This window comes from Caballeronia udeis (genome assembly GCF_001544555.2).
Lineage (GTDB): Bacteria > Pseudomonadota > Gammaproteobacteria > Burkholderiales > Burkholderiaceae > Caballeronia > Caballeronia udeis.
This window is the reverse complement of sequence record NZ_FCOK02000061.1, coordinates 16,491-40,781: the sequence shown is the minus strand read 5'-3', so window position 1 is coordinate 40,781 and position 24,291 is coordinate 16,491. Positions and strand designations below refer to the sequence as shown.

The 24,291-nt window shown below is 61.2% G+C and carries 21 protein-coding genes; 6 read left to right on the top strand and 15 right to left on the bottom strand.

Annotated features, from left to right (window positions below; translation table 11 throughout):
• Positions 1–17 precede the first annotated feature (17 nt).
• From araG to AWB69_RS32275, 5 genes are all read right to left on the bottom strand, one after another.
• Entirely contained in the window at positions 18–1,526 is a 1,509-nt protein-coding gene (araG, locus tag AWB69_RS32295) for an L-arabinose ABC transporter ATP-binding protein AraG (protein ID WP_062090887.1), read from the bottom strand.
• A gap of 91 nt (positions 1,527–1,617) precedes the next feature.
• Positions 1,618–2,622 (bottom strand): arabinose ABC transporter substrate-binding protein, encoded by a 1,005-nt coding sequence (locus tag AWB69_RS32290; protein WP_062090886.1) that lies wholly within the window; start codon positions 2,620–2,622, stop codon positions 1,618–1,620.
• Positions 2,623–2,728: 106 nt separating this feature from the next.
• On the bottom strand, positions 2,729–3,031 hold the full coding sequence (locus tag AWB69_RS32285) for a hypothetical protein (protein ID WP_062090885.1): 303 nt from the start codon (positions 3,029–3,031) through the stop codon (positions 2,729–2,731).
• A 253-nt stretch (positions 3,032–3,284) separates the two neighbouring features.
• Positions 3,285–3,542, bottom strand: a complete 258-nt coding sequence (locus AWB69_RS32280) for a hypothetical protein (protein ID WP_062090884.1) — start codon at positions 3,540–3,542, stop codon at positions 3,285–3,287.
• Between the two features lie 33 nt (positions 3,543–3,575).
• Entirely contained in the window at positions 3,576–4,073 is a 498-nt protein-coding gene (locus AWB69_RS32275) for a lecithin retinol acyltransferase family protein (RefSeq protein WP_062090883.1), read from the bottom strand.
• A 596-nt stretch (positions 4,074–4,669) separates the two neighbouring features.
• Between AWB69_RS32275 and AWB69_RS32270 the strand changes: the two genes are divergently transcribed.
• Both AWB69_RS32270 and AWB69_RS32265 read left to right on the top strand, forming a co-directional pair.
• The gene (locus tag AWB69_RS32270; protein WP_062090882.1) at positions 4,670–4,954 is read left to right on the top strand and encodes a hypothetical protein; all 285 of its coding nucleotides are present in this window, start codon (positions 4,670–4,672) and stop codon (positions 4,952–4,954) included.
• Positions 4,955–5,075: 121 nt separating this feature from the next.
• Complete coding sequence (locus tag AWB69_RS32265) at positions 5,076–5,855, top strand: PP2C family protein-serine/threonine phosphatase (protein WP_062090908.1); 780 nt, start codon at positions 5,076–5,078, stop codon at positions 5,853–5,855.
• Here the strand turns inward: AWB69_RS32265 and AWB69_RS32260 are convergent.
• The 9 genes from AWB69_RS32260 to AWB69_RS32215 all read right to left on the bottom strand — a co-directional run bounded on the left by AWB69_RS32260 (position 5,852) and on the right by AWB69_RS32215 (position 18,269).
• Positions 5,852–7,144, bottom strand: a complete 1,293-nt coding sequence (locus AWB69_RS32260; protein ID WP_062090881.1) for a sigma-54 interaction domain-containing protein — start codon at positions 7,142–7,144, stop codon at positions 5,852–5,854. The two genes, AWB69_RS32265 and AWB69_RS32260, sit on opposite strands and share 4 nt — an antisense overlap.
• Positions 7,141–10,200 carry a peptidase domain-containing ABC transporter gene (locus AWB69_RS32255; RefSeq protein ID WP_062090880.1) on the bottom strand — a complete coding sequence of 1,020 codons (3,060 nt, stop codon included), beginning with the start codon at positions 10,198–10,200 and terminating at the stop codon, positions 7,141–7,143. Before AWB69_RS32255 ends, AWB69_RS32260 begins: the two co-directional genes overlap by 4 nt.
• 28 nt (positions 10,201–10,228) lie before the next feature.
• Positions 10,229–10,981: a peptidylprolyl isomerase gene (locus AWB69_RS32250; RefSeq protein WP_062090879.1), complete on the bottom strand. Its 753-nt coding sequence runs from the start codon at positions 10,979–10,981 to the stop codon at positions 10,229–10,231.
• 66 nt (positions 10,982–11,047) lie between these two features.
• Positions 11,048–12,421 carry an HlyD family efflux transporter periplasmic adaptor subunit gene (locus AWB69_RS32245; RefSeq protein WP_062090878.1) on the bottom strand — a complete coding sequence of 458 codons (1,374 nt, stop codon included), beginning with the start codon at positions 12,419–12,421 and terminating at the stop codon, positions 11,048–11,050.
• Positions 12,399–14,933, bottom strand: coding sequence for an FHA domain-containing protein (locus AWB69_RS32240; RefSeq protein WP_062090877.1), 2,535 nt, complete (start codon positions 14,931–14,933; stop codon positions 12,399–12,401). Before AWB69_RS32240 ends, AWB69_RS32245 begins: the two co-directional genes overlap by 23 nt.
• A gap of 255 nt (positions 14,934–15,188) precedes the next feature.
• Positions 15,189–16,664, bottom strand: coding sequence for an efflux transporter outer membrane subunit (locus AWB69_RS32235; RefSeq protein ID WP_082913675.1), 1,476 nt, complete (start codon positions 16,662–16,664; stop codon positions 15,189–15,191).
• Positions 16,665–16,836: 172 nt separating this feature from the next.
• Complete coding sequence (locus AWB69_RS32230; RefSeq protein WP_062090876.1) at positions 16,837–17,103, bottom strand: hypothetical protein; 267 nt, start codon at positions 17,101–17,103, stop codon at positions 16,837–16,839.
• Positions 17,104–17,379: 276 nt separating this feature from the next.
• Positions 17,380–17,814: a DUF4399 domain-containing protein gene (locus AWB69_RS32220; protein WP_062090874.1), complete on the bottom strand. Its 435-nt coding sequence runs from the start codon at positions 17,812–17,814 to the stop codon at positions 17,380–17,382.
• 59 nt (positions 17,815–17,873) lie between these two features.
• On the bottom strand, positions 17,874–18,269 hold the full coding sequence (locus AWB69_RS32215; RefSeq protein ID WP_231937306.1) for a DUF4399 domain-containing protein: 396 nt from the start codon (positions 18,267–18,269) through the stop codon (positions 17,874–17,876).
• A gap of 447 nt (positions 18,270–18,716) precedes the next feature.
• Between AWB69_RS32215 and AWB69_RS32210 the strand changes: the two genes are divergently transcribed.
• Entirely contained in the window at positions 18,717–20,606 is a 1,890-nt protein-coding gene (locus AWB69_RS32210; protein ID WP_062090872.1) for an SUMF1/EgtB/PvdO family nonheme iron enzyme, read from the top strand.
• Between the two features lie 13 nt (positions 20,607–20,619).
• On the opposite strand, the gene AWB69_RS32205 is transcribed toward AWB69_RS32210, so the two are convergent.
• Entirely contained in the window at positions 20,620–22,722 is a 2,103-nt protein-coding gene (locus AWB69_RS32205; RefSeq protein WP_062090871.1) for a protein kinase domain-containing protein, read from the bottom strand.
• Positions 22,723–23,101: 379 nt separating this feature from the next.
• Here AWB69_RS32205 and AWB69_RS32200 point away from each other — a divergent pair, with 379 nt between their 5' ends.
• The 3 genes from AWB69_RS32200 to AWB69_RS32190 all read left to right on the top strand — a co-directional run bounded on the left by AWB69_RS32200 (position 23,102) and on the right by AWB69_RS32190 (position 24,083).
• Positions 23,102–23,368, top strand: a complete 267-nt coding sequence (locus tag AWB69_RS32200; RefSeq protein ID WP_062090870.1) for a hypothetical protein — start codon at positions 23,102–23,104, stop codon at positions 23,366–23,368.
• 81 nt (positions 23,369–23,449) lie between these two features.
• The gene (locus tag AWB69_RS32195; protein ID WP_062090869.1) at positions 23,450–23,725 is read left to right on the top strand and encodes a hypothetical protein; all 276 of its coding nucleotides are present in this window, start codon (positions 23,450–23,452) and stop codon (positions 23,723–23,725) included.
• Positions 23,726–23,861: 136 nt separating this feature from the next.
• Positions 23,862–24,083 carry a hypothetical protein gene (locus AWB69_RS32190; RefSeq protein WP_062090868.1) on the top strand — a complete coding sequence of 74 codons (222 nt, stop codon included), beginning with the start codon at positions 23,862–23,864 and terminating at the stop codon, positions 24,081–24,083.
• The last annotated feature ends 208 nt before the right edge of the window (positions 24,084–24,291 follow it).

Below are 24,291 nucleotides of genomic sequence, written 5' to 3'. Positions count from 1 at the left end.
GCCAGTGGTCGCGGCCGTCAGCCGGGGAGCGCAAGCTTGATCAGTTGATCCGGCGTGGCCTGCGCCTTGGGCAAATTGCCGACTATCTTTCCTTCGCGCATCACCATCACGCGATCCGCCACGCCAATCACTTCGGCCAGATCGCTCGACACCACGATTACTGTGCGCCCGGCTTCCGCGAGGCCATACAGCAGGCCATAGATCTCGCTGCGCGCGCCGACATCGATACCGCGCGTGGGCTCATCCATCAGGAACACGTCGATCTCTTCCGCCAGCCAGCGCGAGAGAATGACCTTCTGCTGATTGCCGCCCGAGAGCGTGCCAATAGGCGTGTTGCCGTTGCGTGTCTTGATGGCAAGTTTCGCGATGTAGTCGGTCGTGGTCGCGCTTTCCTTGCGGCTATTCAGTATGTTGAACGGGCTGAAATGCCGCCGGCAACTCATGTTCAGGTTGTCGGACACCGAAGCAATCGCGACAATGCCCTCTTGCTTGCGGTCCTCCGGACAAAGCGCCACCCCTGCACGCACCGCATCGCGCGGCGACCTGAACTTGCGTCGCGTCCCCTTGAGGACGATCTGTCCGGCAACCGGTTTCACCGCGCCGTAGATCAGCTTCATCAGCTCGGAACGTCCGGCGCCAACGAGCCCAAAGAACCCGACTATCTCGCCCTTGCGCACGCTGAACGAGGCCGGCTCCGCAAGGCCCGGTCCCATCAGTCCCTGGACATCGAGTTGCACGTCGCCTATATCGCGTGTGCGGTATCCGTACACGTCATGGATCGAGCGTCCGACCATGCAACTGATCAGCCGGTCACGCTCGAGTCCATCGACTTCCTCGAAGGTCTCGATGCGACGGCCATCGCGAAACACCGTCACGCGATCACAGAGCGCATACACCTCGTCCATCCGGTGCGTCACATAGATAATCGCGCGCCCTTCCTCCTTGAGCGCACGGATGATCTTGAACAGTTGCTCCGTCTCGCGCGACGACAGCGAACTCGTGGGTTCATCGAAGGCAATCACGCGGGCGTTGCGCATCAACGCCTTGCCGATCTCGATCATCTGCCGCTGCCCGATCGACAAATGCTTGACCTGCATGTTGGGATCGATCTTTTCCCCCAGTCGATCCAGCTCGCTGATCGCGCGCTTCACCAGCGCTTTTTCGTCGAGCACACCAAAGCGGCTTGGCATGGCGCCGAGCATCAGGTTCTCGGCCACGGTCAACTCCGGGACGAGATGCAATTCCTGATAAATGATTGCAATACCAGCTTCAATTGCCGCCTTGGTGGTCGTGAACTGCTGCTCCACGCCGTCCAGCGACAAGCTGCCGCCGCTTGTTGAATTAACGCCCGAGAGCACCTTGAGCAAAGTGGATTTACCCGCGCCGTTTTCTCCCATCAACCCATGGACTTCCCCGGTGCGCACACCCAGCGACACCGAATCGAGCGCAAGCACGCCGGGAAAGCGCACGGTGATGTTGTCGAGCAAAAGATAAGGCGCGGCCGTGGCCACTGCGGTATCCATCATTGAGCGTTCCTCGTTGAAAACTGAATCGGGGCGTTGCGCAAGTCAACGATCACAACGATCATCGAGCTGCACGACGCCCGTCGCGAAACGCTCAGATACCCAGTTCCTTGCGCACATCCTGCCAGTTGCTGCGGACCATCAGCTTGCCTGTGGTCTGCGTATCAGCAGGCGGCTGCTTGCCGGTCTTGATCCAGTCGACGAGGTTCTGCGTGCTGTCCTTGCCGTGGTTCGTCGAACTCACCGCGATGGTGCCGTAGAAACCCGTTTGTTCCTTCTTCTGGAACTCGGCGAATGCTTCGCCTGCGCCATTGATGCCCACGCCGATCACATCCGCGGACGCAATATGCAGTTGCTCGGTGGCGCGCACGGCGCCCAGCACGGTCTCTTCGTTGAGGCCGTAGATCACCCACTTCTTGATGTTCGGATGCTGCGACAACACGGGCGACGCGGCGTTGAAACCGCCTTCGTCATCGGTGGTTTTTTGCGGAGCGTCGAAGATGTTTTCCTTCTTGAAGCCGCCAGCCAGCAGCGTCTCCGTCGCGCCATCCGTGCGTTGCTTCGCCGTGGGCAGTTCGTAATCCGTAATACGCAGCGCGCCGACTTCTTCAGGTTTCCAGCCGCGCTTTTTCATTTCATCGGAGATCGCGGTGCCTACCTGATTGCCGATCTTGAACGCGGACATGCCAAGGTGCGGCACGTTCGCCAACGGCTTGCCGCTTGAGTCAACGAGCTGGTCATCCACCGTCACGAACTTCATGTTGTAGCGTTTCGCGCGTGCCTCGATAGCCGGTCCAAGGCGCACGTCGGGCGCGCAGATCACGAAGCCCTGCGCGCCTTGCGCGCCCAGATTGTCGATAGCGGAAAGCACCTTCTCACCGTCCGGCGTACCGATGTTCACCACCGAGAATTTTTCCTTCTGCCCGAGAGCCGTCGCCGCTTTCTGCTCATTGATGAACCATGCCTGTTCCGGCATCTTGACGAGGAAACCAACTTTCAACGGCTCGTCGGCGTGAGCGGACATTTGCGATGCGAACGGAATGCCGAGCACCGTGGCTGCAATAGCGGACAAGGTCAAACGGCGAAGCTTGTGATTCATGGTGGCGTCTCCTGGTGGAATAAAGGCTGCATGGCTTGAGTGTTCTGCAGCGGAGCGCAGGCTTGCCAGCCCGTTCGCCCCTTCTTGCGGTCCTGCTGGTTAATCTTTAGCCGGCGAGGCTGTTGCGGGCGCCGTGCGCGATGCTGCTGCAGCGCTGTGCGGCAGTCGTCGGCGGGCGGGCCATGGGCACGCCGCTGACGCTATTGCGCTGGAGGCGCCGCGTGTATTTCAGCGAGGTTGCGCGTACGGTGGATCCCATTTCCCTGGTGAGAGGCGGCGCGTGAGCGTAGTCGCCAACGGGGTCGTCGAAAGCGGAAGAAGGGATAAGACGACTCACGGTTGCGCTCGTCGCCCGGCCGCCGTGGACATAGCACTCGAATAGCGGGTGGACGTGCGATTCGCGTTTCATTGAAGCGGCGGTGTCTCGGAGTTTTAATATTCGAGTGGATATTAAGGAAGCCGCCGATTCCTTTCCAATCAGTTTTTTAACGATACCGATATCAAAACCGGTATGCCCGTGACTCCTTGCGGGGCGGCACGGCAGAAATGAAGATCGCAGGGCGAAATGGTGCGCTCGTCGTGCACATCGCTCCTACACTTTGGGACGACGCGGTGCTTAAACGCGTTGTTCCAGCCCCGCGGCAAGCGCATCGCGCCACGCATCACATTGCCAGGCGGCGTGGGCTCATCGTCATGCGTGCGGCTTCGGGCGGAAACACTTGCCACGATCCGTCGTCGTGACGGAAGAAAAACAGCGCGAGCACGCCGGTCGGTCGAAGCGCTTCCACGCGGACATAGCGGACATGGTTCGCCGGCATACGGAACAGGCGGATATCGCGAACCGGTGCGGCGGGTGTTGGCGCGAGCCATTTGTCGACTATCCGGCGCAGTGAATTACGTTGGGCAGGTTGGGTGTTCATGATGTTTCTCCTCGATGGTGACAGTGAACAGGTTCAAGCTGCGAGCAGGCCGCCACGACCCCTCGCCGCTATCCAGCCTTTGAGCATGGCTATTGCCACGCGGCATGCGAGACCCGGGTGAGAAAGACAGGCCTCCACTTGCGAACTGCGGTTCTCGCCGAAAAGCGCCCACGCACACAGGTGCTCGCAGTTGTTGCTAAGCAGCCGGTAATGGTCTTCACCCAGTCTTGAGCGAACCCGGCGGACCGCATCCTGTCCGGTGAACATCGCCGTGGGATGTACGCGAACACGGATCTCGCGCCCTGCGGCGAAGCGTTCAAGCGTGGTCTCTTCAATCGGACCGCGATGCATCGAGCGGCCAAAGCCCGCGTAGTGCACGACGCGGCCATTGCCGACATAGATGCCGTGATGCTCGTAACCCGGGCGTTGCGTCACGAGATGAGCACCGGAGACGGGTTCGCGGTCGATGGCGATGTCGGGAGTTGAGCGGCCTGGTCGAGCACAAAGCCTGGATGATTGATTGCCCGACATGACCGGTTTCTCCTGGAAGCGTGGAAGCCGGGGTGTTGCATGTAAGCCGGCGGTTGATCAAGTCATTGCATCAACCGGGCCAATGCGCGTACCGCCTTGTGTGACAAGGGAGAGAAGGAAATGATGGAGTTGAAGGCGGCGTAAAGGCGATGAGAGACCCAACACTTTTTCGGGCGATGTGTTGGATCAAACCCATCGCTCGACAGGCTATGAAACCCGCGAGGCGCGACAGGTCGGCGGACTGGTATTAGCGAGCCACGCGTACTCAAAACGCCGCTGTCCTTGCTGCGTTTTTTTGCTTCGGTTTTTGCTTCGTTTCCTCACATCAGCCACGAAGATGCGACGCTACGTTCCGGCCAACGTGATCCGCGAGTGTTGGTATTGCGACGACTGAACGGCCCTGGATGTTGGCTCCGGTCCAACCAGATTCATCGGCCAGGGGGCGACCGCATGCCACGCGATATGACTCAAATCCCCATGCCGAAAGGCCCGGCGGGAAAAGCACCACCACGGCTCCGCTGTCGGCATGCGCCTTGCATAAAGAAGCACATCCAGAAGCACATTCACTAACCAGGCAAGACCACCGGAGCCTCACCATGACTGCAATCGCCATTGAAGACCTTCCCTGCGATCTCACGCTCGATCGCGAAGCGATGACCTGTATCCACGGGGGTGGTGCGCCCTGGGTGTATGGCTGGATCACACCGTACGTCGCATCGCAACCCTCGATAGGGCCGGTCGTGAACCTGTACGAAACCAATAACAACTTCTATGCTGATCAGATGATCAATCAGTTCCAGACCACCAACGTGAACAACACGGGCTCGAACTCCAACATCTCGGTCAACCCGAACGAGCGCAGCCTCAACCACGCTGCCTGAAGCAGGACGCGGTACCCGGAAGGACATATGAAGCACGCCTGAAGCAGCCGGTTCTGTCTCGCCGCTAATGCGGCACCCCTTCGGCGAGGAAACACTCGCCGCAGCAGACATCGGAGGTCTTGTGAACAACACTGGTGAGTTTCGATGGACATCGGCCGCTCGCACCGACGTTGGTCTCGTACGCGAGATCAACGAAGACACCTGCCTCGAAATGCCCGAACACGGCCTGTGGGCCGTCGCTGATGGCATGGGCGGTCACGCAGTGGGCGACGTGGCGAGCCGGATGGTGATCGACTCGCTGGAGCGCTCGCCCGCACCCGGCAGACCCGTCACGCTCGACGAACGCATGCGCGAAGCGCGGGAGCGGCTCCTCGCCGTGAACGCGGAGTTGCGCTCGGAAGCCGCGCGGCGCCAAGTGCGCCGGATCGGCAGCACCGTGGTCCTTCTGCTGGCGAGCGAGCGGTCCTGCGGCTATGTCTGGGCAGGCGACAGCCGGCTCTATCTTTCGAGGCAAGGCTGCTTGCGGCAATTGACGCGAGATCACAGCCAGGTCGAGGAACTGAAGGCCCGCGGCCAGATCAGTGCGCAAGAGGCGTTGAATCATCCGGGGAGACACCTGATCACGCGTGCGGTAGGCGCCATGGACACACTCGAACTCGATGCCGACCGTATCGATCTGCATGACGGCGACATCTTCCTGCTCTGCACCGACGGCCTGAGCAACGAAGTCAGCGACGAGGAGATGGGCGGCGTCCTGGCATGCGGCGATTGCGGGCAAGCGGTAGCACAGTTGCTTGAACTCGCGCTGCAGCGTGGCGGCCGCGACAACATCTCGGTCGTCGCGGCGCAGGCCGAGGACATTTTCTGCCTCGACAAAACGCAGATCAATCCAACCCTCTAGCCAGCCTTGTCCTTCTGCGCGGCAGAGGCCGCGTGGTTGCGAAAATCCTTCGAATGCAGCCCATGCTTTTTCAACAGCATCTGCACATGCGAGCGGTTCATCTCGAAGCGTCGCGCCAATTCCGCGACCGTCCCGCCGACTTCGTGCAGGCCGCGCTCGAGAAAAGCGCGCTCTGCCTCATCGCTCGCCGTGCGCTTGGCATCGCTGAGCGAAACGGCGCTTGCGGCCAGACCGCTCATGGCCGATGTTGAATTACCGGGACGGATATCGACGGGAAGATGCTCAAGGTCCGCCGTCTCCGGCGCCAGGCAAACGATCCGGTAGACGAGGTTGCGCAACTCGCGGATATTGCCGGGATAATCGTAGGTCCGCAGGAACTCGCGCAGCCTGAGCGTCATCTTCACCGGCTGGCGCTTGAGCGTTGCCGCGGCTTCGTCGCCGAAATAAGCCAGCAGCAGCGCAATCTCGTCGCGCCGCTCGCGCAACGGCGGCAAGGTCAGGTGGATCACGCTGAGCCGGTAGAACAGGTCCTCGCGAAAGCGCCCCTCCTCACTCATGCGCCGCAGATTGCGATTTGTCGCCGCCACAATGCGTGTATCCACGGCAATGGGTTCATCGGATCCCACGCGCTGGATCTCATGGGCTTCAAGCACGCGCAGGAGCTTGACCTGGCCGCTAAGGGGCAGCTCGCCGATCTCATCGAGAAAAATCGTGCCGGTATGCGCGCTCTCGAACTTCCCCTTCCGGTCATTCGTTGCCCCGGTGAATGCACCCTTCTTGTGACCAAATAGTTCGGACTCCAGCAGGTTGTCCGGAATCGCGCCACAATTTACCGATATATACGGCCTGTCCGCGCGAGAGCCGTTCGCGTGAATGACCTTCGCCATCAGTTCCTTGCCCGTTCCGCTCTCCCCGTCCACCAGCACCGGAAGGTCGGTTGGCGCTGCCTTTTCGGCAATCTCCAGCGCCTCCAGCAATTTCGGGTTGTCGCCGAAAGTGCCTTCAAATACGAAGCTTCGCGCAAGCAACGCCTCACGGCGCTCGCGCGGCGATCCGGGCAAACGCTGCGGCTCGGCAACAGCCGCCTGCACGAAGCGCTCCCTGTGCGACAACTGCATAACTTCGTCGCGCAGCACGCTCGCCTGCCTCAGCAGCTTCTCGATTTCCGGGCGCTCCATGCGCGACGACCAGCGCAAGGTCGAGCGGAGAATTTCGATCTTCTCCAGGAGCGCCGCGTATGAGGTCGCAGGGCTGGCCGGCAGGTCTTCAATATCGTCGAGTATCTTCATGCGGTGCTCAATTGTTTTTGCACGAGTTGGTAGTACATGCCCTTGCGCGCGACAAGTTCATCGTGACGCCCCTGCTCGACAATCGCTCCTTCATACAATACGAGTATCTTGTCGGCACGCATGATCGTGCTCAACCTGTGCGCAATGATCACGGCCGTGCGGCCCTTCAGGATCTCCTGCATGTTGCCGAGGATATTGCTTTCCGACTGGGTGTCGAGTGCGGAGGTCGCTTCGTCGAAAACCAGGAGGCGCGGATCGTGATAAAGCGCGCGTGCAATGCACAGCCGCTGGATCTGGCCACCCGACAAACCCACGCCGCGCTCACCCACGATCTGCTCATAACCCAACGGCATCTTGCTGATGAACGCGTGCGCGTCGGCCATCTTCGCGGCTTCTTCAATGCGCCGGCGGTCCGGCGCTTCGTCGCCGCTCGCAACGTTCTCCGCGATCGTCCCGGAGAACAGCAGGTTGCTTTGCATCACATAACCTATCTGCGCGCGGTACACGTTCTTGTCGATCACATTCAGGTCGTAACCATCCACCACCATCTTGCCTTCGGTGGGTGTGTAGAAGCCGACCAGCAGCTTCGCAAGCGTGGTCTTGCCGGAACCGCTGCGGCCCACTATAGCGATCAGTTCGCCCGGCTTGATGTCGAAACTGATGTTTTCCAGCACGTACTCGGTGTCGCCGCCGCCATAGCGAAAATACACGTTGTTCAGGCTGATCTCGCCTTGCAGGTCGGGCAATATGACGCGCGACTGCAAATCCTCCGGCTTCTGCTCCGGCTCCATGTCGAGCACATCGCCCAGCCGCTCCATGGCTACGCCCGCGTCGTTGAGCAGGCTCCACAAACCGATCAGCCCCATCAGCGGCGTCAGCACGCTCCCCATGAACGCGTTGAATGCGATCAACTGGCCAATCGTCATCTCGTGCGTGAGGACCATGTTCGCACCGACCCAGAGAATCGCGATCGTGGTGGCCGCGTTCAGGACCTGGCTTCCGAACGACACCGCAATATTGAACCCCTGCGCGCGATACTGGACCTCAAGCGCCTTCGCGTATTTCTTTTCCCACTTCAGCCGCACCGTGCGCTCGATGCCCATGCCCTTGATGGTTTCCACACCGCCCAGCGCTTCCATCAAGAAGGACTTCGCTTCGGTCGACGCGGAGAACACCTCGCGCGCATAGTTCTTGATCTTCGGCGTGGCAAGCGCGGTCACCGCCATGATCGGAATGACAAAGCCGATCAGCAGCAGCGTCATCTTCACGTTGTACAAGAACATGATCGTGAAGTAGATGAAGACCATCAGCAAGTTGAGCGCGGTCGTCACGGTAGATTCCGTGAGGAACGCGCGGATCGTGTGGTTCTCCTGGAAGCGCGCGAAGATATCTCCGGTCTTGCGTTTGGCGAAAAACGAGAACGGCAGCGAAAGCGTATGGCGGAAGAACTGCGACATCATCGCGAAGTCCATGTTGCGAACCATGAAGTTCGCGAGATACGCACGGATAGTCGACATCAATTGTGAGAACAGGTTGGAGATGATCAGGCCGGCAATCAGCAGATGCAGCAGCCCGACGTTCTGGTGAACGATCACCCCGTCGAGAATATTCTGGATGATCAGGGGCGGAATGACACCGAGCACCTGGATCACGAACGTGGCGAGGAAGAGGTGCGCCAGGATCTTCTTGTAGGGCTTCAGGTAGCCGACGAATCGCACCCATGGCGAGCGTCCGGCAGCGGCCTGCGCGAGTTCGGGTGCAGCCGTGAACAGCAGGCAGGTGCCGCTCCAGCCGCGCTCGAATTCCTCCACATCCATCTTGCGAAAACCGACTGCCGGGTCCGCCACCCACACCTGGTTCGCGGAGATGCCATACACCACCACGTAGTGATATCCCTCCCAGTGGACGATAAACGGCAGTTCGAAACCGCGCAGCGACTCGAAGGTGCATTGAACGCCACGCGTGGTAAAGCCCAACACCTCGCCTGCCCGCGCGAGACTGTCAAGCGTCGCACCCTGGGTCGTGACGTTGGCGAGTTCGCGGAGCTTGCCGAGCGTCATGGGGATCTCATAGTGCTTGCAGATCATCGCGAGACTCGCCGCGCCGCAATCCATCTCCTCCGCCTGCTGGACCCACGCGAAGCGGCGTATCACCCGCTCGCCAAGCTCCGGTTTCGAGTGCAGGTCGAGCATGGCCGGCAACGATCGTCGTTCCTCCAGCTTTTTCTGGCGCTGCAACTCGCGCTCGGTAAAACGAATGCGGTCTTCCAGCACCTCACGCAGCTTCGGGTTGCGCTCGAGCACGAGGTGCACGGTTTTCTCGGGCACGACCAACAGTCGTGTATCCACGTTGGCGATCGCCGTTGCCTGCTGCTCCTGCCGCAGCAGGCAAGCCTTCTCTCCGAACACCTCGCCCGCCCGCAAGGTGGCAAGCAGATACTCGCTCGTGCCCTCCTTGCGGACGATCCGTACTTCGCCCTGCCGGACCACATAGAGCCGCCGGTCATCGCGCGCGTCCTGATGGATGATCTCCTTGCCCGCGGCAACCCGCTTCACACCGACGCTGCGCACCGACGCCTCCAGCTCGGCCTTGTCTATCTTGCCTCGCAGGTCGAAGAGCTTCGCGACAAAACCGCCGGCCGAACTGATCGCAACATAGCTCGTGACGAATGCGAGCGCCGCCGGATTATTAGCCACGATCGGCTCAATCACGCGACGCGGAATAAACAGCAGTTCCGTCTTGCCCGACGAACGCACCGACGATTCATGCCGGTACTCGCGCAACATGGCAATGTCCGCGAACACTTCCCGTTCGCGGCGCACGCCCATGCTGATCTCCTTGCCGTGCTCCTCCGTGAAGATCCGCACCGAGCCTGCCTTGATGACGAACAGTCCGTCCGCAATGTCACCCGCGTTGCAAACGGTCTCGCCGAATGCGTGAAAACGCGTCTCCGCCTGCTCGGCCAGCCGTTCGATTTCCTCCGCGGTGAACGGCGACAGGATCTCCACGGTCGCGAGGAATGCGGCCGGGGAATCGAGTTTCTGCGGTACGTCCATGTGCTCGCCTCCTGTCGTCCGCGACGCCCTAGCGCGCCTCGATAATGTGTTCCTGCGCCCGCGCCTGCAGCCATTGCTCGCGCAACAACCGGCGAATTTCGGCGGCGACATCGGCATCCAGCTCGGCCGGACGTTTCGCCGTCACCGCAAAGATCTCGTAGGCGGTGCCGTCGGGCGTGGGGAACGGTCCGAGCAGGTCGCCGGCCGCTGCATTGAACACCTTGGCTTCGATCTCGGGAGCGAGCGACCCGCGCAGCACCTTGCCCAGCACGCCACCTTGCTCGCGGGTGTCGGCTATGGAGTGTTCCCGCGCCATCTCCGTAAAGCTGTCGGGATCGTCCTGCAGATACGAAATCATTTCCTTCGCCTGACTGGGTGTTTCGAGCACGATATGACTGATCTCCACGCTGTCGAAACGCGGTGAGTTCAGCTTGAAGAAAGCCTCCACGTCGGCGTCGCCGCCAATCTGTTCGAGCATCTTCTCCTGATAGAGCGTGTCCGTGATGAACGTCTCGAACTCGTCGAGATTCACGCCGAGCGCGTCGAGATAACGGTTCATGTCGGCGGCGCGGTGCAGGCCGCGCACACGCCGGAACTGATCGGCGCGCACCTGGATCTCGCCCTCGGACACGTCGACACGCTGCTTCTTCGCCGCGCGCACGGTGAGCTTGTCGCGCACGAGCTGCTCGACGAGTCCCTCGAATTGCCCGGTCAGTTTCAACACCCGGATGAACTCATCGGCATCGACGACTTCATCGTCTATTCGCACAATCGCCGTCATTTCTTATGCCCCTTGTTAAACATGGAAAGCGCTCGATGAGGACCGCCCCGTCATCCCTTGGACCCATCACCCCGCCACCTGCCGGAACGGGTCAAGCCCGAGATCGATCAGGCGCCGCTCGCGCACCACGATCTCCGCGGTCGCGGTCATGCCGTAGCGCAGCGGGTAGCGCGTATCCGCCACCTGGTAATAGTCGCGGGAGAGCGTCACGCGGCCTTCATACACCGGCTGCTTGGTCTCCGGCGACGGTTTCGTCGCAGGCGAGATGAATTCGAGCGTGCCGTCGATCACCCCGTAGCGCTGATAGGGAAACGCATTGAACTTGAGCTTGACCGCCTGCCCCTCGCGCAGGAACGCGCGGTCATGTTCAGCTATCTCGATCTTCAGCACCGGCCGCGCGTCCTTGGGTGCGATGCCGCCAAGCGGCGTGTTGGCCTGGATCTTGTCGCCGGGTTGCGTCGACGTGACGTCCGTGATGACACCCGATACCGGCGCCAGGATCAACAGGAAGTTATCCTTATCGATATTCTCGAAGCGGATACGGTCAGCCGCTTCGGCGACGAGTCTCGCGGTTTGCAATTGCAGCCGCAGCTTGTCGCCCGCGCTCGCGATCTCCCGCATGGCCGACTCGTATTGCAGCTTCAGGCTGGTCGCTTCCTGGCCGCTGGTTTCGAGTTGCGCCTTGGCCTGGGAGTACTCGTGGCTCAGGCGGAAGTCGAGTTCCGTAAGTTTTGACTGGGCGATCCGGGTCGCGTTATCCGCTTCCATATACGCGTTGCGCTTGCTCTCCACCTGGATCTCCGACACCCCCCCGCCGCCCGGCAACGCCAGCAGCCGGGCGTAGCGGTCCAGCTCAAGCTTCGCCGCGTCACGCGTGCGGCGGGCGCTGTCCAGCTCGGTACGCGCCTCGGCGAGTTGGGCTTTCTGTCCCTCAGCCAGCTTGGTGGTCCCTTCGGCCACGCGTGTCTGGTGCAGATGCTCCTCCACTTCCATCTGGTCCTTCAGCGCCGCCGCCTTGCGTTCCATCAGCAGCTTTTTCTCAGGGAAATCTTTCCAGTCACGCTCCGCGTCATCGAGTTTCAACTGCGCTTCCAGCGCGTTGGTCGCGGCCTGGATAGCGCCCCGCGCGTTGAGCCGCGCGACTACGTCGTCTTTCGAAACCGGCTGTCCCTCCGCGATATAAACATCGGCCAACTCGCCGTCGATAGGCGCATAGAACCGCCGCACTTCCGACTCGGGCGAGAGTGTGCCCTGCGCCGTGACGATCACGTCCGCCCGGCCGACGAACGACCATACGAGCGCGCTCACGACCAAGGCGACCATGGTGTAGATGAGTGCGTGGGTCAATCGCAAGGGCTCCGCCACGAGAATGGAGATACCCTCCACGCTGTGGTCGCCGAGCGATTCGGCGAAGGGTTTAGGGTGCGCGTCGTTCTTCACCGTTCGCTCCCTTGTAAGAGGACTTATCCTCGCCGATCAGCGCCAGCTTGGCGCTCAGCAGCCCGGGATCCAGCACAGGACTCAACTGCAACAGCGAGCGCCGCTGCAGGTCCACTTCCGCGTTGATTTCGGCCAGCAGTTTGTCGGCGAGCGCACTGCGATCCGCCTTCAACTGGCGAAGCAACTGCGCGGCGCGTTGCGCGCCGGACCACGCGTCGGTGAGCAGCTTCGCCTGCTTCCTGAAGCCATCCGACAATCCGGTTTCAAGCCGCTGGTCGCCGCCAATCCCACCGTTGGTCCGATACTGCGTCCACGCCGTCTGCGCCCGGTTGAGCCACTCGTCCGCCCGCCCGAGCGCCTTCTGCCTGACGGCGCTTAGATCCGGCTGGATCGCATTGACGAACCAGGTATCGGCAAGAGGATCGAGTGATTCGTCAAACGACAGCACACGATCATCGTAGCCTTGCGCGCCACGCGACTTTTGCAGGTCCGCGAACTGGCTGGCCACCGCCTGCTTGTGCGCGAGCTCGGCGCTGACGGCGTCGGCCCACGGCCCACCCGCCATCGATCGAAGCCCTGTCATGGCCGGCTCCGCCTTCCCGTTCCTCCATGCATCCGACACCGCCATGTAGCGCTGCACGACATCCGGCGTTGGCAGGCCATGCGCTTCAAGCTGGCGCCGCTGTGCCTGAAACGGTGGCGTGGTAAAGCGCGCTTTCTGCATGGCGTCGATCAGCGGACCAAGCTGACGCGACTGCACGGCGTGCTTGAGCGCGAGGTATTGCCGGAGATCGTCCTGCACGCGATCGAGGCCTGCCAGGCGCGGGTATTTGTCGGCGTAATCCGCTATTTCGCCGCTTAGCGCGTCAGGGTCGCCGCCCGGCGCCAGCGCCCGGTCAATACTCCCCTTGAGGCGCTCGATGGCCGCCAGATAAACCGAGTCCTCACTCTCGAGCTTGCGCAGATGACTGAGTGCAACGGCGTACAGATCCCTGAACGCCGGTACCGTGGACGCAATCCGGTCCAGCCGCCGTTGATGGCTGCTCGGGTCGCGCTCCCACTGCGCCAGCAACTCGCTCATGCGGTTCTCATCGGCATAGATGCGAATGGGGGTATCCGCCCTCTCGCGGCTTGCCATGAACGCTTCCAGCCGTCCAATCCACGCGATTTCATCGACGAGAAAACGCGCGTCGGAGTTGGTCGCGGCCAGTGTCTCCATCTGCGAGACGACCGAGCGTGCGCCGTCGAAATTCCGGCGTTTCAGCTGGTCGAGCCAGTCCGGCAGATAACCCTTGAGAAGCGCTTCGGTACCCAGGACCATCGCATGAGGATCGTCAGGATGTTTGCCCAGGTAAGAGTTCGCGACGCTCACGGCATTGCGATAGTCGCCGTGAGCGACCAGGCTCTTCAGATTTCGCTCGGCCGTGCTACTGAAATAAAGCGCGCTGCCGATCGCGATCATTGCTGCGACAAATGCCAGGCCGCAGAAGAGCACCCGGCGCTCCACTGCCTGCCCCCCGCCGAATGCCGCGCCAAGGTCGGAAACAAAGCGCACGAACCTGCTGCGAGAGCGGCGGCGTGCCGGAACACGTTCATCAGGCAAGGTCTCGCGGTTGATCTCATCGTCAGACAGTTGACCCTGGTCGACGCAGAAAATATCCAGGAAGGAATGTGCGGTGGTGATGAAGGTGGTCTTGTCGAGATCATCCGGCGTGGCTTGAGCCGCTGGGCCGGTTGTACCCGCCGCCGTAGCGGTGATAGTGGCAGTAGTGGTTGTGATTGCACCCGGCTCCGTTTCCCGCCGCAGGCTCACGATGTACGCGAAGTGATTGCCTCCGAACGCCAGCGATGCACCATCTTGCAGCGGCACGGCGATCTCGCCGACCCGTTTGCCGTCGACAAACGTTCCGTTCGTGCTGCCGAGATCCTCGACAAACGGGATGCCCGCCTTGACAAAAATATGCGCGTGCCGCCGCGACACGTAGTTAACCTGATGAGGATAGCGGTCGCTGTATTGCGAGAACGTCTCGTCCGCCTTGCTGACGAGAAACGGAAACTCCGTGAGTTCGACCGGATGCAATCCGAGGTCGCCGCGTTCCGGCGTGAGCGTCAGGTGCACCGGTTGCGCTGCATAGGCCCGCGCTACCGCGCGCGGCTCCATCCGCACCCGGAACGTGAGCTTGCCGCCAAAGCCTATGACGTCGCCGCTCTGCAGCCGCATGGGCTTCTCGCGCAGCAACACACCGTTCACCGTCGTGCCGTTCTTGCTGCCAAGGTCGGCCGCGTATACTGCGCCGTTCTCGATAAAGATCCGTGCGTGACGCCGCGACAACTGCGCAACGGCGTCGGCTTCGTAACAGGCGAAAGGCGCTTCAAACCGCCCGACCGCAAACAGATTTTCGTCGATACGAATGACGCCGGCCGCGGGACAGGACTCGGGCTCGAGCAAGAGATCGAAGGCCTTGTGCAGCATTGGCCCGGCCTCGGCAACGGAAGCTTCTCCTGGAGCCATGGGTCCACATCTCGAAGGACGTTCATCACGCGTTGAGCGCAGGACGACGACCCCGCGTTCTCTCATTTTCCCGCCGATGAACCTTGTTGGACGAAACCGCAACGAAAGCAGTGACGCCATGAAGTGTAAGTCACGCTTGGCGGTAGTCAATCATTCAGCAACACATCTGTCGCCTGAGAACTAACACTTTGCATTCCGAACATTGATTTTGGCCGATGCGAACTATTGCCCTGAAATCGCGGCCGTCGCGTGCGCTTAGTTCGTTGCTCCCTTACTTGCAGTGAACTCACCTTGCGCACCACGCGCGGCGGTTGTGTCGCTTGCTTCGTCCGTCTTCTGGACGTCGACCGCCGGCCATCCGCCGCCCAGGGACTTATAGAGAGTGACTGTGTCGGAGAGCAGTTGCTGATGGTTTTCAAGCAACGCCAATTCTGCCGCAAGCAACGTACGCTCGGTCTCGAAGACCTCCAGTTGCGACACCACGCCTTCCTTGAGCTGCGCTTCAACCTGGGCGGCCACCACTTGCAGGTGCCCCACTTCCTCCTGCAGTTGCGCGCGCTGTTTCGTATGCGCGTCGAGGTTGACCAGCGCGTTCTCCACCTCCTCGAACGCGCCCATGACAGTGCGCCGATACTGTTGTTCGACCACGACCGTCTGCGCCTCGGTCGCCTTGACATGCGCCCTCACACCCGGGTCCAACAAAGGAATGTTGATACTGGGCAAGAAGCTGAACGTGAAGGACTTCAATAAATCGGTCAGAGCAAAACTCGCCGTACCGCCCCGGCCCGTGAGGCTGATGGTGGGCAACTGCGCGAGCTTCGCCTGTCCCACGACGTCGTACGCTTCCAGCACGCGATATTCGGCTGCCACGACGTCGGGTCGCCGCGCCATCAATTGCGCCGGCAAGCCCGCCGGCACGACGGGAATCTGCACACGCTTCTCGAGCTGCCCCGCCGGCACGATGAACTCGCCGGCCGGGACACCGATCAATGTGGCCAGCGCGTTGTTCGCCAGATCGCGGGAGCGATGCAATTCGAGCAGGTCTTTGGTCATGCGGTTGATTTCCGCGCGCTGCGTCAGGACCTGCGTGCTCGGCACAAGGCCATTCTTCGCCATGCCTTCATAGATGGTCAGGATCTGCTGGTTGGTGCGCAGCGTTTTTTGCTGCTGGTCAATCTGGTCATCGAACTGAAGAATCTGAAAGTAGGTCGTGGAGACATCGGACACGAGCGTCAGATATCCTGCGCGCCAATCCGCTTCCGTCGCGCGATATTCGGCCTTCTGCGCCTGCACGCCTTTCTCGACCGCGCCCCAGATGTCGATGTCCCAGTTCACCTGCGTGGCGACGTTGTATTGCTTCGAGAAATCCCGCCGCGTGGTTTTATCAAACTCCGCGCCCGCGCCGAGATCGGCGGTGGGAAGCGCTCCGGCACGTGCCTCGTTGATCTGTCCACCCGCGACCGATACACGCGCGGCGAGAATCTTGATATCGAAGTTTCCTGCTATTGCCCGGCTAACGAGGGAGTCGAGATACGGGTCGTGGAACTGCTTCCACCAGTCGAGCGTAATGGTGTCGGCCGGTGACACGAGCGCCTTGGCCGTTTGCGACCAGGTGGCCTTGGCGGGTGTATCAGGACGCTTGTAGTCCGGCACGTTCACGTCGATGCAACCACCGAGAAGTGTCGTGCAGGCAAGCACCGGGAGCACCATGCGCGCGAACAGGACATGCATGCTACCTGGGGATGAGAAGTTGGATGCGCGGCCCTGCAACCCGCGCGATGGCGACATGACTTGCATGATCTCACTCCGGGTAGGTGGAGTGCTGCTTGAAGACTTGCAGACCTGGGGTCCGGGCCGGTACGGCAGCGAAGGCCGGATGACCTTCGCCGCCTGCACCCGTCGATCAAAAGTTGACGGTGTTGTAGTTGTTGGCGGTCTGCGTCGGCTTGACCGTCGACGAGATACCGCTGGCAAATGCAACGTTGTTGCCGTTGTTGTTGATCGTGTTTTGCGACTGGCTGATCAACTGTTCCGCACTGAACGAGAGGCTCGTTGCCGTGCTGCTGTAGGCCGGCCAGAAGCTGGGCAGGTTGCCGCCGCGTACAGCGGACATTGCGCGGCTATCGAGTTCTTCGGTAACGGAAAGGTCTTTGATGGTGAGTGATTTCATGGCAGTTCTCCTAAGGGTCAAGCCAGGTGGCTTTAAAGGTTGGTGAGCATCATGTCTGCTCGCTGGACACTAATGCATGGCCCGTGCCAGGCGAGTCCCGAAGGCTTCACCCGATGGCTCCGAAGCTTTACCGGGAAAGGATCTGCGCGATGACACCGCGGTAGCGGAAGTTGCCGCCCGCCCGTCATCCGGCACGGTCGTGACGGGTGGCAACCAACGCTTTTTCGGGGAACTGTTGGTTCATGCGCGACACTCGCCGCGCGTGAACCGGACCAATCACTTGACGTAGATCGTGATCTTCTTCGAATAGACGGGGGGGTTGTGCGGGACGTGCATGTAGTCGCCCATCAGCAATTGCAGCGTGTGCTTGCCGGGAGGCAGATCGAGTGTGGTCTCTGTTTCACCCGCGCCAAAATGCAGGTGCTGGCGGTCGGAGGGAATCTCCTCATCGAAGGACGCGGGCAGGTCGGTGTCGATCAACAAATGATGGTGGCCGGTATTCGGATACTGCACGCCACGCGGGGCGACGCCCATGTAACGCAGCCCGAACCACACGCGAAATGGCTTGCCGGCGGGAAGCGTCTGACCATTGTTCGGGTAGCCGATATACGCATACGCATTGGGCGGGGCGGGTGTGGGGCCGGCCAGCGCGGAACCGGACACGGATATCAGCGAGACCGCGATCGCCGCGGCAGCGCAAAATCTCTTCATGGCACACGCCCTCCCGTATGATTGCAGCCCACCTGAAAAACACCACTGCGACGCACCCGTCATTTCACGGTGATCGTGATCTTCTTCGAATAGATCGGGGGATCGTGCGGCACGTGGTTGTAGTCGCCCATGAGCAACTGCAGCGTGTGCTTGCCCGGCGGCAACTCGATTCGCGCATCGGTTTCGCCCGCGCCGAAATGCAGGTGTTGGCGGTCCGAGGGAATTTCCTGATCGAACGGCGGCAACTCCGTATCGATCAGCAGGTGATGATGTCCTACATTGGGAATGTTGATGCCCTTCGGACATACGCCCATGTTGCGCAAGCCCATGCGGACCCAGAGTTTGCCGCCCGTGATGACCGCGCCGTCGGGCGGCCAGATGATGAATGCCTCCGCGCCGGGCGGAGAAGGCGTACGCGCCGCCGGGAATGAACGCGACGGTGTCAGCACGGTCATGACAGCGAGCACGCCAAGGACGGTTCTTCTTAGCATTTTTGAATTCTCCCGAACCTTATGCACGGTTTTCTTCTTGTTAGCTTAGGACGGAATCCACTAAAAAGACATGCCTTGGAGAAGGGCCAATCGACCGTTGTCAGGCCATCAGTCAATCGACCATTTCTTGAGTATCGTCTGAATAATTAGGTATCCATCTTTTATCGTGGAGATGCGTTCGTCATAAAAAGCCAATCCCCGGGCCAATCACGACACGTTGCATTGTTACGCCTTCTCGCCCACGTTGATATGAAGTAGTTGCGTGCTATGGTTGGTCGTGATGCTCGCCCATCGGACAAACGGATTCTGCGTGAGTGCTCGTGGCGCTCCCGCGGATCATGCAGCTCTGGCGCGGTTCCTTGAAGGTGCCGTCGAATACCGGTACGGGGTGTGATCATGTGGCGAAGAATCATGTGGAGAAATCTGTGGCTCGCGGTCCTGCTTGGCGCCGTGGCGCTCGGCAGCGGCGCAGCCGAGGAACAGGGTGCGGCGCCTGCGCGCCGGCTTGCGCTGGTGATCGGCAATGCGAGCTATGGAGATCATCCGCTCGCCAACGCCACGCGTGATGCGGCAGCAGCCAGCGAACTGCTGAACCGGCTAGGTTTCGATGTCGTGACGTACTCGAACCTTGACCGTACCCGCATGAACGAAGCAATTCACGAATTTAACGAGCGCCTGGCCGTTGGCGGCGTGGGCCTGTTCTATTTCGCGGGACATGGGATGCAGGTCGGCAAGTCCACCCTGCTGCTGCCCGTCGACACGCAGGGCTCGCCTGCGGCCCCGCTCACGCAGGGCATCGACTTGAACAACATAGTGGCGGGCATGTCGGCGCAGCGCAGCAATCAACTCAACCTTGTTGTGCTCGATACCTGCCTGAACAATCCGTATGACCCCGCCAACGTCAGCATGGTGCAGCCGCCCGGCCATACGATCATCGCGTATGCAACCGCGCCCGGCGCATACGCGGCCGACGGCATGCGGCATGGCATGTACACCGCGGCGTTGTTGCGCGCGATTGACCAGCCGGGACGAAATATTGAAGACGTGCTGCACGATGTCGCGCGATCCGTGAGCGTGGCGACTGGGGGACAGCAGGTGCCGTGGATGATAGCGGGACCAGCCGCGGAGGCAGACCGCTTCAAGTTCGAGTTCACCCCATCCGCACTGCAAGCGGGAAACAGCAGCCCGAGCTCCTTGAGAGCTCAAACCGTGGTCGCGTACCAGAGCCGGGGAATTCTTCCCAAGGATAGCAACGAGCAATACGAACTCACCTTCTGGGAGTCGATCAAGGACAGTACCTATCCAAGCGACTATGAAGCCTACTTGAAGGCCTATCCGAACGGACGCTTTGCCACGCTCGCGCACGCTCGTATCGACCGGCTTCGTGCTGCTGCTGCCTCCGCGCCGAAGGCGCAAGCGCCCGCTCAGGTCAACCAGACGCACGCGGCAACTCCGCCTGCCTCACCCGCTACGCCCGTACCGGCGCCAGCGGAAAAATCCGCGGCCGCACCCACGCCGCCGCCCACCCCCGCGCCGGCTGCCGCTCCTGCTCCGGCTGCAGCCCTCAAGACAAGCACGTCCGCCGCAAGCGAGATCAAGGACTGTGCCGCCTGTCCGGCGCTGATTGCATTACCGGGCGGCACGTTCGAAATGGGCAGCAATTCCGACGATCCTGCCGAACGTCCCGTGCATAAGGTCAGCATTGGCCGGCCGTTCGCCATCGGCAAATACGAAGTGACCATCGAGCAGTGGAACGCTTGCGCGGACGCAAGCGGGTGCCCACGCATCGATATTGAAGGCAACAACTCGAAGTCCGCGCCGGTGCGCAATCTAAGCTGGGACGATGCACAGGTCTACGTCAAATGGCTCAGCAAGACGACTGGCAAGACGTATCGCCTGCCGAGCGAAGCCGAGTGGGAATATGCCGCACGCGGCGGTACCACCACGACCTACTGGTGGGGCAATGAAATGCGCAAGGGTTACGCCGACTGCAAGGACTGCGGCGAGCCATGGCGCAAGGATGGCCCGGTGAACGCAGGGTCCTTCTTGCCCAACCCCTACGGCCTCTTCGACATGAATGGCAGCGTGTGGGAATGGGTCGGCGACTGCTGGCACGGTTCGTACAAGGGCGCGCCGCCAGATGGCCGTGTGTGGGACGAAGCAGGCTGCCCGATGCGCGTGATCCGCGGCGGTTCCTGGCCCGACGGCGGCGCCTACATGCAGTCGGCCACGCGGTTCAAATACAGCGCCAGCGTACGGCAATCGCAAAACGGCATGCGCGTGGCGCGCGACATGAAATAGCGGGAAGCGCCCGCTATTTTTTGCGGGGATGCGTATCGATCTGAACAAGGTCCACGGCGATCTTGTCGCGCCCGAATTTATTCGCGATCTCGGCAAGCCGCTTCGCGACAGCGGGCAGATAGTCCCCTCGCGACTCGCTGTCGGGCCTGGCCGTATCGAACAGGGCTGCGGGCGTCACGAGCAGCACGATCATCTCCGTGCCGAACGGTTTCGACACGATCCAGTCGCCCGCGCTGCCAATTGTCGCGGCGTAGTTCGGCGGAGCCTGGTTGTCCCTCGAACGTGCATTCGGCAGCAGGTGGACCACGCTACCGTCGAGTTGGTAGTAGTCGATATTGACCCATGAATCGTAGGGCGGCGTAGTGATCTGGACGACCAGCGGCTGACCCTCGGTCAACTGGGTATTGCGATCCCGGGTTTGAATCGTTGCGGGCCGGTTCGCAGTCAGGTAGGGCGCGATCAGCTTGAGCATGTCGCACTTGTCGTCGTCGACTTCCTGGACCTGTACGGCGGAATTGGCGACGCCCGGAATCTGGCTCAGCGTCGTGCGCAATTTCTGCGTGCCATAGCTACGGCCAAGATAGCCGCTCACGCCAAGCGCCTGATCCCGGACCGACGCCACCAGCGCCGAACACGGCACGCTCGCGAGCACTGGCGCGACCGTCGCGAGTGAAAGCGCCGGGACAACCGGGGTGGCAGGCACCGCGGCGACTGTCTCGGGTGGCGTGGCGGATTTTTCCGATGACGTGGCGACTTGTCCCGGTGACGCTGCGGCTTGCTCCGGTGACACTGCGGCTTGTCCCGGTGACACTGCGGCTTGCTCCGGTGACGCTGCGCGATGCGACGACGCATAGAAATAGCCGCCCGCAGCCACCACGGCCAGCACGCCCGCCGAGACAGCCGCCTTGAGCGCGGCGCCCGGCATGCCGGTGTGCTTTTCCGTACCGCCGAATTCCTGCAGAAAGCGCGTGACCGTCGGCATGCGCGCTTCGCGCTCGAACGCCAGCGAGGTCCTCAGCGCCCGCCATTGCCGCGTCCCCAGCCCCTCGGGACGCTGAGGCTTGAGGCCCAAGCTGCCCGCCTGGGTTGCGGGTACGCGGTCGAACGGATGCCGCCCGGTCAGCAATTCGTAGGTGGTGCAGCCGAGCGCGTAGATGTCGTCGCGTGGATCCGGCTCACGATGCTCCAGCATCTCCGGACTCGCATAAGCGGGTGTCAGCGCGCCGAGACTGCCGGGATCGAAGATCGTTGCGTCGGTTTCCTCTTCAGGCCGCTGGAACACGCGGGCAATACCGAAGTCGATGACCTTCACCTCCCCGGTATCGGTGAGGAACACGTTGGCGGGTTTGAAGTCGCAATGCACGAAACCACGCTCGTGCGCATAGGCGAGCGCGTTCGCCATGCCCGTGAAGATCGGCAACGCCTCCGCATACGGCATGCCCTTGAACTCCGGGGCCCGCAGGATCCGGCTCAGCGGCTTGCCGGACAAATACTCCATGGTCAGGTAGACCACCGGGCCGTCGCGATCGAAGTCGTACACCGTCACGATGTTTCGATGCCCGAGCGCCTGCGCTTTTTTCGCTTCGCGCTGCAGTGCAATGAGCGATTTCGGATTGCCGCGAAACTGCAGATTCAGCACCTTGATCGCAATGTACGGACGGCGATCCGATGCTTCGAGCTTGCGCAGGTCGAGCGCCTTGTAGACGGTCCCCATGCCGCCCACACCAAGACATTCCTCGAGCACGAAACGGCCGTTGAGGGTGTCGCCCACCTCCTTGACCTGGGCCGTGTCCGACATCACGAAGTCACGCGCAGGCGGCGGGAATTGGGAAGAAGGTGTCGAGCGCTGGTGCAACGCGCCTGGTGAAGTTTGCAAGCGCGTCTCGTCGGCATTCGCGCCATGGCTTGCCAGCGACGCCTGCTCTATCCGCCGGTGCACAACCGCATAAAGATCGGCTGGCAGCGGCGTCCTGGCTTGTTCTTCGCGGAGTATTTCGAGCAGGCGCCCGGGCGACGTGTCATCGGCGGACAACGCGCTGTCGACGAGCACTAAAAACTCATCACGCGACGCACCACTGTTCTGGAAGGTTCGAATAGCTTGCGCAAGACTGGTCATCTCGACGGCTCGTACGCGGCTCCATAGTAAATATATTGTCTGTAGTTACCCGCACTCGCAGTGATTCGATACTAGGTGACAGCCCTGCCTTTCGCAATATGGTTTCGCCGCGGGTGTTCGATCGGGCACATGTTGTTCCAGGCCCAACAGATCGGGTTCCCGCTGTTGGCCCGAAGCCGTCATCCGCTTCGAATGCCAATGAAAGAGCACGCAAGCCGTGCACTTCTCCGATTCCGCCAAGCCTTATTCCATAAGCCTTTGAGCATTATTTTATTGCTCGGCGGCGCTTCTGGCACAGCCCATGCATTAGTGTCCAGCGAGCAGACAAGATGCTCACCAACCTTTAAAGCCACCTGGCTTGACCCTTAGGAGAACTGTCATGAAATCACTCACCATCAAAGACCTGTCCGTGACCGAAGAACTCGACAGCCGCGCCATGTCCGCCGTACGCGGTGGCAACCTGCCTGGCTACTGGCCTGGCGTGAACGTGTCCTCGTACGAGGCTTCGTTCGATGCCACTCAACTGATCAGCCAGTCGCAGAACACGCTGAACAACAACGGCAACAACGTGGCGTTCGCGAGCGGCATTCACTCGACGGTCGACCCGAAGCAGACCGCCACCAACAAGAACACGATCAACTTCTGAAGCTGCGCGGCAACCCGGAGGCCTCACGGTCTCCAGGTTGCCCGTTCAGGCCGCCCTTACTTTTCACCTTGGAGCACCGCCATGTCGTCCATCACGATTCAAGATTTATCTCACAGCCGGGAGCTGGACCGCCACGCCATGTCGGACGTGCGCGGCGGTAACGCGTTGCCTGTCAACCCCGGTGCATTTGCCAACGTCAACGTCGCGGTAACCTCGAACGCGAACATCATTCAGTATCAAAACGTGGAGGTCAACGCGCTCAACAACGTCGGCGTGATCGGCGCAGACTTCGGACCGCTACGCCTGAGCGTCAATCCGGCGCAGTATGCGAGCACGGGTTCAGCGATCGCTGTATGAAGCAACCGCAATGCAGGTCTGGTTGCGTCGACGTCCGCTGCGGGAAGATTCTTCCCGCAGCGGATCAGGCGTTTCTAAACGCCTGAATTGCCTATACTGGAATGAATGGAAACCCTAACCTACCCTGGATGACACCATGGCTGCAATTCTGATCAAGGATCTACCCGACAGCGTGGAACTCGACAAGCAGGCAATGAGTGCGATTGCCGGCGGCGCGAGATCCAGCTCCCGTCAGGCGCTTCGCTCGTACGCAAGGCCGGCGGGCAGCACGAGGATCGTCAATTTCCCGGCCAGCCAGATTGGCGTGGCCGCGGCTCAACCGGCGGCCAAAACCGCAGGTCGGAAAGCGCGCAAATAGACTGCTCCTACGCACTCGCGCTTTGAACGCCCGGCAAGGAGCAGCCGGGCGTTCGTGTTTACACCCATGCTTGCGGCAAGCAAGCGAGCGCATATCGCCATACGGTATTCGCTTAGAAGAAATCAAGCTTTGGGCGCCAACCGGCTCGGGCAATCGGATGCGGTAAACAAGGTATATTTGCCCGGTAGGTCTGCGGATAATCCTTGCG

Bases quoted from the DNA above. Each gene is read 5' to 3' on its own strand.
- araG (WP_062090887.1), bottom strand. From the start codon at position 1,526: ATGATGGATACCGCAGTGGCCACGGCCGCGCCTTATCTTTTGCTCGAC.
- AWB69_RS32290 (WP_062090886.1), bottom strand. From the start codon at position 2,622: ATGAATCACAAGCTTCGCCGTTTGACCTTGTCCGCTATTGCAGCCACG.
- AWB69_RS32285 (WP_062090885.1), bottom strand. From the start codon at position 3,031: ATGAAACGCGAATCGCACGTCCACCCGCTATTCGAGTGCTATGTCCAC.
- AWB69_RS32280 (WP_062090884.1), bottom strand. From the start codon at position 3,542: ATGAACACCCAACCTGCCCAACGTAATTCACTGCGCCGGATAGTCGAC.
- AWB69_RS32275 (WP_062090883.1), bottom strand. From the start codon at position 4,073: ATGTCGGGCAATCAATCATCCAGGCTTTGTGCTCGACCAGGCCGCTCA.
- AWB69_RS32270 (WP_062090882.1), top strand. From the start codon at position 4,670: ATGACTGCAATCGCCATTGAAGACCTTCCCTGCGATCTCACGCTCGAT.
- AWB69_RS32260 (WP_062090881.1), bottom strand. From the start codon at position 7,144: ATGAAGATACTCGACGATATTGAAGACCTGCCGGCCAGCCCTGCGACC.
- AWB69_RS32255 (WP_062090880.1), bottom strand. From the start codon at position 10,200: ATGGACGTACCGCAGAAACTCGATTCCCCGGCCGCATTCCTCGCGACC.
- AWB69_RS32250 (WP_062090879.1), bottom strand. From the start codon at position 10,981: ATGACGGCGATTGTGCGAATAGACGATGAAGTCGTCGATGCCGATGAG.
- AWB69_RS32240 (WP_062090877.1), bottom strand. From the start codon at position 14,933: ATGGCTCCAGGAGAAGCTTCCGTTGCCGAGGCCGGGCCAATGCTGCAC.
- AWB69_RS32235 (WP_082913675.1), bottom strand. From the start codon at position 16,664: ATGCATGTCCTGTTCGCGCGCATGGTGCTCCCGGTGCTTGCCTGCACG.
- AWB69_RS32230 (WP_062090876.1), bottom strand. From the start codon at position 17,103: ATGAAATCACTCACCATCAAAGACCTTTCCGTTACCGAAGAACTCGAT.
- AWB69_RS32220 (WP_062090874.1), bottom strand. From the start codon at position 17,814: ATGAAGAGATTTTGCGCTGCCGCGGCGATCGCGGTCTCGCTGATATCC.
- AWB69_RS32215 (WP_231937306.1), bottom strand. From the start codon at position 18,269: ATGACCGTGCTGACACCGTCGCGTTCATTCCCGGCGGCGCGTACGCCT.
- AWB69_RS32210 (WP_062090872.1), top strand. From the start codon at position 18,717: ATGTGGAGAAATCTGTGGCTCGCGGTCCTGCTTGGCGCCGTGGCGCTC.
- AWB69_RS32205 (WP_062090871.1), bottom strand. From the start codon at position 22,722: ATGACCAGTCTTGCGCAAGCTATTCGAACCTTCCAGAACAGTGGTGCG.
- AWB69_RS32200 (WP_062090870.1), top strand. From the start codon at position 23,102: ATGAAATCACTCACCATCAAAGACCTGTCCGTGACCGAAGAACTCGAC.
- AWB69_RS32195 (WP_062090869.1), top strand. From the start codon at position 23,450: ATGTCGTCCATCACGATTCAAGATTTATCTCACAGCCGGGAGCTGGAC.
- AWB69_RS32190 (WP_062090868.1), top strand. From the start codon at position 23,862: ATGGCTGCAATTCTGATCAAGGATCTACCCGACAGCGTGGAACTCGAC.